This is a genomic window from uncultured Salinisphaera sp., assembly GCF_964012375.1.
Lineage (GTDB): Bacteria > Pseudomonadota > Gammaproteobacteria > Nevskiales > Salinisphaeraceae > Salinisphaera.
Window position 1 is genome coordinate 26002 of the sequence record NZ_CAXGSH010000026.1, and the last position, 13640, is coordinate 39641.

Consider the following 13640-nt stretch of genomic DNA (forward strand, 5'->3'; position numbering starts at 1 on the left):
ACCGTGACGCATTTTCGTGCCGGCGCTTTCGGCGTCTGCGCGGCGTTTTTGCTCGCGCTCGCGGGTCTGGCCGGCTGGCCGCGGACCTGGCTTGTGGTGCGTGATGCCCAAGGGCTGCGCTATGCGTTTGTCGTACAGCAGCAGCCGCGTTTCTCGCTGGCCTGGACTCATTCGGTAGAAAAAGAGAACTGGGTCGAGACGTTTCGTATCGACCAAGGATCGATCGCACTGGTATCGACCCGGTTCAAGACGTTCGGTGCCGGTGTGCCCGACCATGCCGGGCACGAAACGCGCCTGGAGAACGGCTGGGTGGTGATGGATGGCATCGATCGTATAGTCGATCCGTTGGCGGTACAGGCGGCCGCCGCCGAGCGTTACCGTATGCGCTACGGTGGCCGCTGGTTCGCTCTGTCGAGGCCCGGCGAGGCGCCGATTCTGACGTTTGCGGTACGCCGGGCGCCCGTTATCGCCATGTGGCGCGGTATGGTCGGTGCATGGCGGGCCCCGGATACAGGAAAGCCATGAATCAAGCCAAGCAAGCGCCCGACGCTGTCGAACCAGCCGTCGCCGACCCGGAAACACTGGAAAAATACGACCGCGAAAGCCGGGTACGCCATGCGCTGCCCAGGCGGGTGATGCAGTTCGTCACCGTACTTTGCGTGCTGCTGGCGCTGTTTCATCTGTATACGTCGTTTTCCGGGCCGCTCGTGGACGTGGTCCAACGCAGCATTCATCTGTACGTGCTGCTCGGACTGACCTTCGTGCTCTACCCCTGGGCCATGCGCGGCGCGCGCGATCGCGTGGCCGTGGGCGACGTGGTTCTGGCCGTGGCCGCCTTTGCCATTGGTCTGTACATGGTGTGGTCGGCCGACCGGATCATCGCCTCGGCCGGGCGGATCAATACGCTGGACATGATCGTGGGGCTGGCCGCGCTGGCCCTGGTCATCGACGCTGCCCGGCGCGTGACCGGCTGGGGGCTGCCGGGGCTGGCCATCGTGTTTCTCGTCTACGGCTTCTACGCCAAGCTGTCGTTCTATCCGCAGCTGACCGAATCAATCGTGCTCGCGAGCACGCGCCAGATCGTGTCGCACCTCGTGTATATCACCGAAGGCCTGCTGGGCACGGCGATCGCGGTGTCGGCGAGCTATATCATTCTGTTCATTCTGTTCGGTGCGTTTCTGGTCAAGTCCGGCCTGGGGCGGCTGTTCAACGATCTGGCCCTGGCCCTGTCCGGGCCGAGTCGCGGCGGGCCGGCCAAGGTCGCAGTCATCGCCAGCGGTTTTCTCGGCTCGATCAACGGCTCGGCCATCGCCAACGTGGTGACCACCGGCGCGTTCACCATTCCGCTGATGAAGCGCACCGGCTATCGCGCCAACTTCGCCGGCGCGGTGGAGGCCGCAGCCAGCGTGGGCGGCCAGATCCTGCCGCCGATCATGGGCGCGGCGGCGTTCATCATGGCCGAGGTGCTGTCGGTGCCTTATACCCAGGTCATGCTGGCCGGCATTATCCCGGCGCTGCTGTTCTATCTGGGGATCTTGTTTCAGGTCCATCTGCGGGCGCTGCGCAACGGCCTGGAAGGCATTCCGCGTTCCGAGCTCACGCCGCTGAAAAGCGTCCTGCTCGAACGCGGCCATCTGCTGCTGCCCATGGTCGTACTGCTGTGGCTGATCTTCGACGGCCGTGCGCCGTTCTTTGCTGCCTTCTGGTCGATCGCGGCCACGATTCTGATCTGCGGCACGCGCAATCTGGTGCTGGGTCTGGCGGCGGTGCTGGTCGCCCTCGTATTCGAACCGCAGATCTGGGCGCTGATCGAATCGCGGCCGTTGCCCGGCCTGCCGGCCTCGCGGTTATGGCTGTTCGCCATCATCGCGGTGCCCATGGCCATTAACGCGATCCGCAGCCAGCTGAAGCTGGAATCGGAGGTCATGAATCTGGCCGATTGCCGCGATGCCATGACCGAGGGCGTACGCAACTCGATCCCTGTGGCGATCGCCTGTGCGGCGGTGGGGATTGTGGTGGGCGTGGCCACGCTCACCGGCATCGCGCTGGATGCCGCCGATGCGGTGGTCAACCTCGGCCAGGCCATTCCGTCGGACATGTTGCGCCTGCTGGTGACGCTGGCGCTGACCATGGGCGCGTCGATCGTGCTGGGCATGGGCCTGCCCAGCATTCCCTGCTACATCATCACCTCGACCATGGCCGCGCCGATTCTGCTCAACCTGCCGCTGTTCCGCGAGCTGGCCGGCTCGAACGATACGGCCGTGTTCGTGGCCCATATGTTCGTGTTCTATTTCGGCATCTTCGCCAACCTCACCCCGCCGGTGGCGCTTGCGGCCTATGCCGGGGCCGGTATTTCCGGCGGCTCGCCCAACGCGACCGGCGTCCAGGCCATGAAGCTGGCGATTGCCGGCTTCGTCGTGCCCTATATGTTCGTGTTCGCCCACAGCATGCTCATGATCGATGCCACCTGGCTGAATGTGGCCACGGTAGCGGTCACCGGCGTGGTCGGCGTGGGGCTGCTCGCCGTAGCGGTGGAAGGTTATCTGCGCCGGCCGCTGGCCGCGCCGTGGCGCGTGCTTGCCCTGTTAGGCGCGCTCGCCTTGATCTATCCGGGCTGGGTAAGCGACGCCATTGGCGCGCTGATTGCCGTGGCGTTATTCATGCTGGGCAGCACCGGCCAGGCCGAGCGACAACCGTCGCATCGAACCGACTAGGCACGACTCCGCAAACAACCTGATTCGGTCATCGCCACGGCCTGTTAGGCTGCGCCGAATCACTCAATACGACCGTAATGACGCTATGACCAAGAATCTGACCGATTGGGAAACCCTGGAACGCGACGAAACCCGCGGCTTCGAAACCATCGGCATCGAAAAGGAAGGCGGCTGGGAAATCGAAGTGCGCTTCGATGACGAAACCGAATCCCGGACCACCGACCGCACGCCCAAGACCCGCGAGGAAGCGATCGAAACCGGCCGTGAGCTGGCCAAGATGGGCTAGGACCTCTCGTCGCGAGATAAGCCGTCGCATCGGCGACCAAGCCGCGGCAAGACAAGGCATCGCGAGTGCCGCGTGGTTATTCCGCGTTAGCGAGCCAACCAGTGAACCATAACGACGGATTGCCGCGGCTTGGCCGCCGACCGATTGTTATTCTTTGGCGGTTGCCCGTGCCGGACGCGCCATGCTGTGTTGCGGACCTTGACCGTGGGCCCGCCACGCTCGGCGGCCCGCGCCTTGCCTGACACGCCCGGCACGGGCAATGCGACGGCATATCCCGTGACGACAGGCCCTGGTCGCCCGCGACGTTAAAAGCCCGGCTGCCCGGTATGTGAATCATGCCGGTGCCGGGCTTTTTTTGTGGGCGGTTAATGCTATTCCGGGGCTGTCCGGCGGGCCGGGGCGCTCACGATGATCACCCCTGCAATGATGGCCACCCCGCCGACCACGAAGGTCCAGGTCAACGCTTCGCCCAGCAGCAGGGCGCCGAAGATCACGCCGAACACCGGCGATAGAAACGAGAACACGCCCAGGCGCGAGGCCAGATAGCGGCGCAGCAGGGCGAACCACAGCAACAGCACGCCGAAGGCGATACCGAAGGTCTGAAAGCTCATGCTCAGCAGCACCGGGGCGGTGATACGAATATCGCCGATATGGCCCAGCCCGGCGGCAATGAGCAGCAGCGAGATGCCGGCGATGGTCAGCTGAAACGCCAGCGTCAGCGTCGGCCGCTGTTCGGACAGTGCGGTGGTACGCACCACGACGGTCGTCGCTGCCCAGCCCATTCCGGCCATCGTGCCGAGGATATCGCCGATGATCAGCGAGGTGACCGCCGGGCCACCCGCCGCGCCACCGCCGGTCGGCGCCATCGCCAGCACGATCCCGGCAAAGGCGATCGCGATACCGATCCAGTGACGCACGCCCAGCTGCTCGCCCGGCACGAGAAAATGCAGCCCGAGCGCGGCGAATACCGGCGCGGTATAGAGAAACACCGACATATGCGATGCCGTGGTGTATTCCAGGCCGAGTGCTACGAAGCAGAACTCTGCCGTAAAGCCGATACCCACGGCCACACCCGGCCAGAACACGGCCCGGGCATCGGCCAGACGCACGCCGCGGGCCCAGGCCACGCCGATGACCAGCACCGCGGCCACAAGCGAACGAATCGCAATCTGGGCGATCGGCGCGATATCGGCGGCAATCCATTTGATGGCCACCTGCTGCAACCCCAGCGCCAGGCAGAATACGAGCATGAGCAGGCTGCCCTGCATATCCAGCGCGCGCCGGGTCGCGGGGGTGTTCCGGGTCGGGTGTGTGGCGGCACGGGTCGTCATGGGTGGGCCGGTAAAAATCGTGGCGCCAAGGAGAACAGCCGGGCGGCATGCGCGCAAACCATTAAACTGGCCGCCGAGGCTCAGAAAAACTCAACCGCAATGATCGAACGGCTGCCCTTGAACGCCCTGCGAGCGTTCGTGTTTGCCGCGCGCCATGAAAGCTTCAAGGCCGCGGCTTTCGAGCTGCATGTCACCCCGGGTGCGATCAGCCGCCACGTCAAGCAGCTGGAGACGCTGCTCGGCGCAGATCTTTTCGTGCGCCATGCGCAGGGGGTGAGCCTGACCGAGCGCGGCGCGCGTCTGGCCGACGAGTGCGACGAGGCTTTCTCGCGCCTGGCGCGCAGCGTCGAAGCCGCCCGCAAGACGGTCAGCGGCGGTGCTCAGCTCACCGTGAGCGCCTCGCCGTCGCTTATCCAGCACTGGCTGCTGCCGCGCCTCGCCGATTTTGAAACGCGTCATCCGGATATCGCGCTGGCGCTGGAGGCCAGCGCCCAGCTGGTCGAGCCGGGCTGGCATGAGGATCGTGCCCAGCTCGCCATCCGCTACGGACAGGGGCCCTGGACGGGGGTACGCAGCCAGCCGTTGATGCGGGAAACGCTTTTTCCGGTCTGTGCGCCTTCGCTTCTGGAACGCGGGCCGCGCCTCGACACGCCGGCGGATCTGGCCGGCCATACCCTGCTGCACGTGAAATGGTTATCGAACCAGGCCGAGCTGTTCCCGGGCTGGCGCGAATGGCTGCAGGCGGCAGGCGCCCACGATGTGGATATTGCCGTACACCGGCGCTATTCGCTGTTCGGGCTGGCACTGGACCAGGCGATTGCCGGACGGGGCGTGGCGCTTGCCACCAGCGTACTGGCGGTCGATCGGCTGGCCAGCGGCGTGCTCGTCGCGCCGTTCGGTACGCGCTATGTGATCGACTCGCCGTTCTCCTACGAATTGCTCATGCCGGCGGCGGGCGAAGTGCCGGCCGCGGCCGCGGCGTTTGCCGACTGGTTGATCGATCAGGCCGCGCGCTTTCGCCGCGATGCCTCGTTGCACGAATCTTGCAGTCCCGCGAGGGGGCCGTGAGTACGTACTATGGATGCGCGTAGCGCGATCGGGGTTTTCGATTGCGCGCCCGATCAGGTCTAATGCGCGCGTTCGCCCGCGAATCGCCCGACAAAGGAAGCTGCCCATGGACGAGAACGTTACCGTCATCAATCATCCGCTGATCGCGCACAAGCTCACGCTGATGCGCCGCAAGAACTCGTCCACCCAGAAGTTTCGCAGCCTGCTGCGCGAAGTCGCCCATCTGCTCACCTACGAGATCACCCGCGATCTCGAGATGACCACCGAGCTGATCGAAACGCCGATGCAGGAGATGGAAGCGCCGACACTCGCCGGCAAGAAGCTGTGCTTCGTATCCATCCTGCGCGCGGGCAACGGCCTGCTGGAAGGCATGGTGGAGCTCATGCCCTCGGCACGGGTCGGCCATATCGGCATGTTTCGCGACCCGGATTCGCTGGAAGCGGTCGAGTACTACTGCAAGGTGCCCCAGGACATCGGCGAGCGCCGCGTGATCGTGGTCGACCCGATGCTGGCCACCGGCAATTCGGCCATCGCCTCGATCTCGCATCTGAAAAAGCAGGGTGCCAAGAACATGAAGTTCCTGTGCCTGCTGGCCGCGCCCGAAGGCGTGGCCGCGCTGCGCGAAGCCCATCCGGACGTGCCGATCTTCACCGCCGCCATCGATGAACGCCTGGACGAGCACGGCTATATCCGGCCCGGGCTAGGCGATGCCGGCGACCGCATGTACGGCACCAAGTAATACGAGACACCGGGCGCGGCCGCGGGTCGGTGCGTTCGGGCCGCTGAGCAAGGGGGCAGTGATGGCGGTAGAACCGAAACACGGCGACGAGGCGGGCCTGGCCTATCGCTTTCGTGCACGCGATGGCCTGCTGGGCGCGCAGATGCTGTTCGTGGCCTTCGGCTCGTTGGTGCTGGTGCCACTGCTCACCGGGCTGGATCCGAACGTGGCACTGTTCACGGCCGGCCTCGGCACGCTGGTGTTCCAGATCGTCACCCGCGGGCGGGTGCCGGTGTTTCTGGCCTCCTCCTTCGCCTTCATCGCGCCCATCATCTACGGGGTCCAAACCTGGGGCATCCCGGGCACGCTGTGCGGGCTGATGGCGGCCGGCGGCGTCTACATGCTGTTGTCGCTACTCATTCGTGTACGCGGTGTGGGTGTGATCACGCGCTTGTTGCCGACCATCGTCACCGGGCCGGTGATCATGGTCATCGGGCTCGTGCTTGCGCCGGTCGCGGTCAATCTGGCGATGGGCCTGGACGGCAACGGCAATAGCCAGCTGGTCGAGCCGACGGCGGCGATGACGGTGTCGTTCGTGTCGCTGGCGGTTACGGTGGCGGTGTCGCTGTTCGGGCGCGGCTTTCTCTCGCTGGTGCCGATTCTGTGCGGCGTGGTGGCCGGCTATCTGGTCAGTCTGCCGTTCGGGCTGGTGGATTTCGCGCCGATCGCGGCTGCGCCCTGGTTTGCAATGCCGAACTTCGTGGCGCCGGAATGGAACTGGCAGGCGGTGCTGTTCATGGTGCCGGTCGCCATCGCCCCGGCGATCGAGCATTTCGGCGATATCGTGGCGATTCGTTCGGTCACCGGGCGTGATTATCTCAAGGACCCGGGCATCGATCGCACCATGCTCGGCGATGGCCTGGCCACTTCGCTGGCGGCCGCTCTGGGCGGGCCGCCCAATACCACCTATTCCGAAGTGACCGGCGCCGTCACGCTGACCAAGGCCTACAATCCGGCCCTGATGACCTGGGCGGCGGGCTTTGCCATCGTGTTCGCATTCGTCGGCAAGCTGGGCGCGCTGCTGGCCAGCATTCCGACGCCGGTCATGGGCGGCATCATCGTGCTCCTGTTTGGCGCCATTATCGTGGTGGGCATGAACAGCCTGGCCAAGACGGACGAAGAACTCACCGAACCGCGCAACCTGGCCATCGTGGGCATCATTCTGGTGACCGGGGTGGGTGGCTTGAGCTTCTCGGCTGGGGAATTCGTCCTGGAAGGCATTGCCCTGGCCGGCGTGCTGGGCGTGGTGCTCAATCTCGTGCTGCCCTGGGGCCGAATGGGTCGCTGATGTTGACAGCGTGCAATGGCACGTTATCTACTGGCGTGTCGGATTGGCACGGAACATCATCATGCCGCAGGCCCCAGAACGTGAACGCAGCGCGATCGCCCACGACGTAATCGTCATCGGCGCCGGTTTTTCCGGCATCAACGCCGGTATTCGTCTCAAGCAGAAAGGCATCGAGGATTTCGTGATTCTCGAACGTGCCGACGACGTCGGCGGCACCTGGCGCGACAATACCTATCCCGGCTGTGCCTGCGACGTGCCCTCGCATCTGTATTCCTACTCGTTCGAGCAGAATCCGGACTGGTCGACCACCTATTCGGGGTCGGCAGAGATTCATGCCTATATCCAGCGCTGTGCCGACAAATACGGGCTGCATGCCCATCTGCATTTCGGCGTGGGCGTCGCGCAGGCCGAGTTCGACGACGCACGCGGTATCTGGCATCTGACCAGCGACAACGGCACGCGCTACACCGCCCGTGCCGTGATCTCGGCGGTGGGCGGGTTGGTCGAACCGTCCACCCCGGATTTTGCCGGCATGCAGGATTTCGCCGGCGAGATCATGCATACCGCGCGCTGGGATCACGACGTCTCCCTGGCCGGCAAGAAGGTGGCGATCATCGGTACCGGCGCCAGCGCCACTCAGGTGATACCGTCGATCGCGCCCGAGGTCGAACGCCTGACCGTCATCCAGCGCAGCGCGCCCTATGTGCTGCCCAAGCTCGACAAGGCGCTGCCGGATCTGATGAAGACCACGTTCCGGCGTCTGCCGTTTGCCCAGACCGCGTTTCGGCGCGCGATTCTGGCCATTACCGAAGGCGTGGTGGGCCCGGCGGTGATTCTGGATTCGCCCCTGGCCACCGGCATGAAAAAGCTCGCGCTCTGGAATATGCGCTCGGCGGTGAAGGATCCCGTACTGCGTGAAAAACTCACGCCCGACTACGAAATCGGCTGCAAGCGGGTGCTGTTCTCCAGCAACTACTACCCCGCCTTCACCCGCGACAACGTCGAGCTCGAAACTGCCGGCGTCGAGCGCTTTACCGAAAACGGCCTGCGCCTGAGCAACGGGCACGAAATCGAAGCCGACGTGATCGTTACCGCCACCGGTTTCAAGATCAATATCGCCAGTGCGCCGTTTCCCATCATCGGCAGCCAGGGACAGCGCCTGGCCGACCTGTGGAGCGGGCCGGGCGGCAAGGCCTACAAGGGCGTGGCCACGGCCGGGGTGCCGAACTGGTTTTTCATGCTCGGGCCGAACACCGGGCCGGGGCATACCTCGGTGCTCATCTATACCGAGGCCCAGGCGCGCTATATCACCCAGGCGATCTCAAAACTGCTCGAAGACGAACTGACCGCAATCGTGGTCAAGCCCGACGTCATGCAGCGCTATCACGAAAAGCTGCAGAACCGCATGCGCTATACCTCATGGACCTCGGGCTGCCAGAGCTGGTATCTCGACGAGCACGGCGAAAACCATACGCTGTTTCCGGGCCTGGCCACGGAATACGCGCTGTCGATGCGCCGCTTCAAGCTCGGCGAATACGAGGTCGTCGACTAACCGGCACCACTGGCCGCCGGCGGCGGGTTTCGATAACGCATGAAGATCAGCACGCCGACGAGCACGGCGGCGCCGCCGATATAGTGGCTGAGCTGGGGCAGGGTGCCGAAGATCAGCCAGGCCAGCGCCGACGCGCCGATCGGCTCGCAGAGTACGACCATGGAAATCACGGTCGCGCTGACCCAGCGCATGCTCCAGTTGAATACCGAGTGGCCGAGCAGGGTGGGAAAGATCGCCAGCCCCAGGAATACGGCCCAGTCGCTATCGGCATAGCCGGCCAGGGGCACGCCAAGCGTGGCGCAGTAGGCAAACAGAACGCCGGCCGCTGCAGTATAGATAAGAAAGGTATAGGCGTTGAGCGACAGGTGCTGACGTGCCCGAAAGCCGACAAAGAAATAGCCGGTGGCCAGCGCAGCGCCGAGCAGCGCCAGCGCATCGCCAAACAGGGCCATACCGGAGACGGCGATATCGCCCCAGCCGATGATCATGGCGCCCGCGATCGAAAGCGCGGCACCGGCGAAAGCTTTCAGGCGCAGGCGCTCGCCGAACATGGCATAGGCCAGTACGAAGGCGAACAGCGGCTGCAGCGTGGTCAGGGTCACCGCGCTGGCCACCGTGGTGTAGTCCAGCGACGTGAACCAGCTCAGAAAATGAAAGCCCAGCAGCACGCCGGCCGCGATACAGCGCAGCAGGTCGCTGCGGCGCATGGTCGCGAGCTCGGCGCGGTGCCGCCAGGCCACCACCGGTAACAGCAGGAGCGCGGAAAGCAGCATCCGATAGGCCGCCACCGCCGGTGCCGGCGCGTCCGCGAGCTTGACCAGCGGCGCCGAGGAGGAAACGCCGAGCACCGCGACACACAGCGCGAACGGAATTTTCCAGCGTGATTGTTCGGGTGTGGGTTTCTCGGCCATTGCGGTGAGCCAACGGTTGCCTGAAACGACGAAGCCCGCCGAATGGCGGGCTTCGTGATGCGCTAAGTCGATCGCCGCCCGCGCGGGCGGCAACGAGTCTATTTCACGACGTCGGCAATCGCGTTGCAGACATACTCGAGATTGGCGCTGTTGAGCCCGGCGACGTTCGCCCGGCCGGATTTGACCATGTAGATGCTGTGTTCGTCGCGCAGCTTTTCCACATGCTCGGGCTTGAGGCCGGTAAACGAGAACATGCCGCGCTGTTCGGCGACGTGCGCGAAGCGCTGGTCGAGACCATGCGGGGCGAGGCCTTGCACGAAGTCGCTGCGCAGGCCGTTGATGCGCCCGCGCATTTCGTCGAGCTCTTCGCGCCACATCGTGGTCAGCTCATCCGAATTGAAGATGGTGGCCACGATCGCGCTGCCGTGCCCGGGCGGGTTGGAGTAGTTCTCGCGCGCGGTGATCGCCAGCTGCGAGCGCACGTCGGCCATGTCGTCGGCGTCCTTGGCCACAGCAATGAAGCAGCCGGTGCGCTCGCGATAGATGCCGAAGTTCTTCGAGCAGGACTGGGTGATGAGCATTTCGTCGAGCGTGTTCGCCAGCAGACGCACGCCGTAGGCGTCTTCGTCCATGCCGTCGCCAAAGCCCTGGTAGGCAAAGTCGACCAGCGGCAGCAGCGCGCGCTCCTGGAGCACGGCCAGCACCTGTTGCCACTGATCCTGCGACAGGTCGAAGCCGGTCGGGTTGTGGCAGCAGGCATGCAGCAGCACCACGTCGCCGTGCGGAATCTGCTTAAGGGCGGCGAGCATGCCGTCGAAGTCGAGCCGGTTGTCGGCGTCGACATAGGGATATTTTTCGATGTTCAGCCCGGCCGCGCCGAAAACGCCCAGATGGTTGGGCCAGGTCGGGTCCGACAGCCAGATCGACTTGCCCGGCAGGTTGCTCTTGATGAAATCCGCGGCCAGACGCAGGGCGCCGGTACCGCCGGGCGACTGGGTCGCGCTGGCGCGGTCGTTGGCCAGTACTTCGCTTTCGGCGCCGAACACGGTCTTGAGAATATCCGCGCCGTATTCCGGATCGCCGTGCGAGCCGATATAGGCCTTGGTCTGTTCGTTGTCGATGAGCAGCTTCTCGGCCTGCTTGACCGCGCGCATGATCGGCGTATTGCCCTGCTCGTCGCGATAGACGCCCACCCCCAGGTCGACCTTGTTGGGGTTCTTGTCGTTCTTGAAGGCTTCGATCAGCCCGAGAATGGCATCGCCGGGCACTCGCTCAATCGATTCGAACATCGTTTTCCTCGTGTTTCGCTTCGCAACGCACAACGCGCGCGGGTGTCGCTCCTTAGTTTAACGTCTCGGCTGGCCGCTGCCGAATGTCGGTGCGGCTCGACCTGCCCCGGGCACGCATCGCCGCGGCGGTGGGTCGTGATCTGACCCACCGCCTGGGTCAGTCTGGGCGCATGTCCGATACGGCTTATCTCGACGATCTCAACGAAGCACAGCGCGAGGCCGTGACCCACGGCGTGCGCGTGGCCGGGCGCTTCGACTGCGACCCGCTGCTGGTGATTGCCGGCGCGGGCAGCGGCAAGACCCAGGCGCTGTCGCATCGCGCCGCGCATCTCGTTTTATCCGGCGTGGATCCGCGCCGCATCCTGCTGCTGACCTTTTCCCGCCGTGCCGCCGACGAAATGACCCGCCGTGCGCATGCGGTGGTGGACGTGACGTTTGCGGCCCGCGGGCGTCGTACCGGCAGTCTGAAGCTGCCCTGGGCGGGTACGTTTCATGCCATCGGCGCACGGCTGCTGCGCGAAGAGGCCGGCGCACTCGGTCTGGACGAACAGTTCTCGATTCTGGATCGCGGCGATGCGGCCGATCTGCTCGACGTCTGCCGCCAGCGCCTGGATCTGGGCGCCGGCAAGACCCGCTTTCCGCGCAAGGACACCTGCCTGGGCATTTATTCGCAGGTGGTCAATCGCCAGGCCAGGCTGGCGGACGTGCTGGCCACGCGCTACCCCTGGTGCGCGGAGCATCACGACGGGCTCAAGGCGCTGTTCGCGGCCTATACCGAACGCAAGCTCGCCCAGGCCACGCTCGACTATGACGACCTGCTGCTCTACTGGGCGATGATGATGGGCCACGACGCCCTGGCCGGGGTCGTGGCCGCACGCTTCGACCACGTGCTGGTGGACGAGTATCAGGATACGAACATCCTCCAGGCGGCGATCTTGAAGCGCCTGTGCCCGGATGGTCGCGGGCTGTGCGTGGTGGGCGACGATGCCCAGGCGATCTACGGGTTTCGTGCTGCCGAAGTCGCCAATATTCTCGGTTTTGCCGATGATTATCCCGGCTGCATGACGGTACGCCTGGAGCGCAACTATCGCTCGACCGGCGCGATTCTCGATGCCGCCAACGCGCTCATCGGCGAGGCGAGCACCGGCTATCACAAGACCCTGTACAGCGATCGCGGCGTCGGCATGAAACCGCGCCATGTCACCGTGCGCGACAGCGTGGACGAAGCCCGTTACGTGGTCGACCGCGTGCTCGAGCGCCGCGAAACCGGCGTTGAGCTCAAGCAACAGGCGGTGCTGTTTCGTAATTCGCATCACGCCAACGACTTGGAGATCGAGCTGATCCGGCGCGATATCCCGTTTCGCAAATACGGCGGGCTGAAGTTTCTCGAAGCCGCGCATGTGAAGGATCTGCTCGCACTGCTGCGCCTCGCCGAAAACCCGCGCGACGAGATCGCTGCCTATCGGGTATTCCAGCTCGTGCCCGGTGTCGGCCCCGGCACCGCCCGCCAGGCCTTCGAATACCTGCAATCGCATAACGATGCGTTGTCAGCCTTGGCCGGGTTTCGCTTGCCGCGCGGCGATCGCGACGTATGGCAGGCCCTGTCAGGCCAGCTGGCAGGCGCGGTGCATGCCGACTGGCCGGCCGGCGTCGAACCGCTGGCGGCCTGGTACAAGCGCACCCTCGACGAACGCTTCGAGCCCCCGACCACGGCCCGGGCCGGCGATATCGACGACCTGGTGCGTATGGCCAGCCAGCACGCCGATCGCGGCGCGTTCCTGACCGATCTCACGCTCGATCCGCCGTCGGCAACCGGGGATCACAACGACGATGCCCACCTCGACGAGGATTATCTGGTGCTATCGACCGTACACAGCGCCAAGGGGCGAGAGTTCGATAGCGTGTATCTGCTGCATGTGGCCGATGGCACCTTCCCGAACGAATATTCGACGTCCAGCGACGCCGCGCTCGATGAAGAACGCCGGCTGATGTACGTGGCCTTCACCCGGGCGAAGAACACGCTCGAGATCGTCTCACCGCTGCGTTATTACGTTACCGAACAGCATCGCCACGGCGACCGCCATGTTTATGGCGCGACCAGCCGTTTTCTCACCCCGCGCGTCATGCGCCATTTCGAGGCGGTCACCGACGGCGCGGTCGAAGCCGCCCGCACATCGGCCGAGCGAACGCCGCGCCCGCCGCAGATCGATATCGCGGGCCGCGCACGGGCGCTGTGGCAGTGAGCGTTTTGGCTAAAGCCCACCTTCCCGGCCAGCCCCGCGCAAAGCACGCCGGCGCGACCACGCCAGGGTGTGCAGAGATTGCTCAGGGAAGCTCTGCATAACCTCTCGCGGATCACGTTCGCGTGCTCACAGACGGTGCGGCAAGGCGTCCAAGCGCAGCGCCTGCCTTATTGGCAGGTC

General features: G+C 64.9%; 11 protein-coding genes. 8 read left to right on the plus strand and 3 right to left on the minus strand.

Going from position 1 to position 13640, the window contains the following annotated elements:
• Positions 1-3: 3 nt before the first annotated feature.
• The 3 genes from ABNU97_RS06535 to ABNU97_RS06545 all read left to right on the plus strand — a co-directional run bounded on the left by ABNU97_RS06535 (position 4) and on the right by ABNU97_RS06545 (position 3000).
• Complete coding sequence (locus tag ABNU97_RS06535; RefSeq protein ID WP_348765945.1) at positions 4-525, plus strand: DUF1850 domain-containing protein; 522 nt, start codon at positions 4-6, stop codon at positions 523-525.
• Positions 522-2714, plus strand: a complete 2193-nt coding sequence (locus ABNU97_RS06540; RefSeq protein ID WP_348765946.1) for a TRAP transporter permease — start codon at positions 522-524, stop codon at positions 2712-2714. Before ABNU97_RS06535 ends, ABNU97_RS06540 begins: the two co-directional genes overlap by 4 nt.
• Positions 2715-2799: 85 nt before the next feature.
• Complete coding sequence (locus ABNU97_RS06545; RefSeq protein WP_293626642.1) at positions 2800-3000, plus strand: hypothetical protein; 201 nt, start codon at positions 2800-2802, stop codon at positions 2998-3000.
• Positions 3001-3371: 371 nt separating this feature from the next.
• On the opposite strand, the gene ABNU97_RS06550 is transcribed toward ABNU97_RS06545, so the two are convergent.
• A complete protein-coding gene (locus tag ABNU97_RS06550; RefSeq protein ID WP_348765947.1) occupies positions 3372-4331 on the minus strand; it encodes a DMT family transporter in 960 nt (319 codons plus the stop codon).
• 99 nt (positions 4332-4430) lie between these two features.
• On the opposite strand from ABNU97_RS06550, the gene ABNU97_RS06555 reads away from it, so the two are divergent.
• The 4 genes from ABNU97_RS06555 (at position 4431) to ABNU97_RS06570 (ending at position 9017) form a co-directional block, all read left to right on the plus strand.
• Entirely contained in the window at positions 4431-5399 is a 969-nt protein-coding gene (locus ABNU97_RS06555; protein WP_348765948.1) for a LysR substrate-binding domain-containing protein, read from the plus strand.
• 106 nt (positions 5400-5505) lie between these two features.
• Entirely contained in the window at positions 5506-6138 is a 633-nt protein-coding gene (gene upp, locus ABNU97_RS06560; RefSeq protein WP_348765949.1) for a uracil phosphoribosyltransferase, read from the plus strand.
• 61 nt (positions 6139-6199) lie between these two features.
• Positions 6200-7465: a uracil-xanthine permease family protein gene (locus tag ABNU97_RS06565; RefSeq protein WP_348765950.1), complete on the plus strand. Its 1266-nt coding sequence runs from the start codon at positions 6200-6202 to the stop codon at positions 7463-7465.
• A gap of 61 nt (positions 7466-7526) precedes the next feature.
• On the plus strand, positions 7527-9017 hold the full coding sequence (locus ABNU97_RS06570; protein ID WP_348765951.1) for an NAD(P)/FAD-dependent oxidoreductase: 1491 nt from the start codon (positions 7527-7529) through the stop codon (positions 9015-9017).
• Here ABNU97_RS06570 and ABNU97_RS06575 read toward each other — a convergent pair.
• Both ABNU97_RS06575 and ABNU97_RS06580 read right to left on the minus strand, forming a co-directional pair.
• A complete protein-coding gene (locus ABNU97_RS06575; RefSeq protein ID WP_348765952.1) occupies positions 9014-9928 on the minus strand; it encodes a DMT family transporter in 915 nt (304 codons plus the stop codon). The genes ABNU97_RS06570 and ABNU97_RS06575 overlap by 4 nt on opposite strands.
• Positions 9929-10026: 98 nt before the next feature.
• A complete protein-coding gene (locus tag ABNU97_RS06580; RefSeq protein WP_348765953.1) occupies positions 10027-11217 on the minus strand; it encodes an amino acid aminotransferase in 1191 nt (396 codons plus the stop codon).
• Between the two features lie 83 nt (positions 11218-11300).
• Between ABNU97_RS06580 and ABNU97_RS06585 the strand changes: the two genes are divergently transcribed.
• Positions 11301-13460: an ATP-dependent helicase gene (locus tag ABNU97_RS06585; protein WP_348765954.1), complete on the plus strand. Its 2160-nt coding sequence runs from the start codon at positions 11301-11303 to the stop codon at positions 13458-13460.
• Positions 13461-13640 lie beyond the last annotated feature (180 nt).

Bases quoted from the DNA above. Each gene is read 5' to 3' on its own strand.
- ABNU97_RS06575 (WP_348765952.1), bottom strand. From the start codon at position 9,928: ATGGCCGAGAAACCCACACCCGAACAATCACGCTGGAAAATTCCGTTC.
- ABNU97_RS06585 (WP_348765954.1), top strand. From the start codon at position 11,301: ATGTCGGTGCGGCTCGACCTGCCCCGGGCACGCATCGCCGCGGCGGTG.
- ABNU97_RS06540 (WP_348765946.1), top strand. From the start codon at position 522: ATGAATCAAGCCAAGCAAGCGCCCGACGCTGTCGAACCAGCCGTCGCC.
- ABNU97_RS06550 (WP_348765947.1), bottom strand. From the start codon at position 4,331: ATGACGACCCGTGCCGCCACACACCCGACCCGGAACACCCCCGCGACC.
- upp (WP_348765949.1), top strand. From the start codon at position 5,506: ATGGACGAGAACGTTACCGTCATCAATCATCCGCTGATCGCGCACAAG.
- ABNU97_RS06570 (WP_348765951.1), top strand. From the start codon at position 7,527: ATGCCGCAGGCCCCAGAACGTGAACGCAGCGCGATCGCCCACGACGTA.
- ABNU97_RS06555 (WP_348765948.1), top strand. From the start codon at position 4,431: ATGATCGAACGGCTGCCCTTGAACGCCCTGCGAGCGTTCGTGTTTGCC.
- ABNU97_RS06545 (WP_293626642.1), top strand. From the start codon at position 2,800: ATGACCAAGAATCTGACCGATTGGGAAACCCTGGAACGCGACGAAACC.
- ABNU97_RS06565 (WP_348765950.1), top strand. From the start codon at position 6,200: ATGGCGGTAGAACCGAAACACGGCGACGAGGCGGGCCTGGCCTATCGC.
- ABNU97_RS06580 (WP_348765953.1), bottom strand. From the start codon at position 11,217: ATGTTCGAATCGATTGAGCGAGTGCCCGGCGATGCCATTCTCGGGCTG.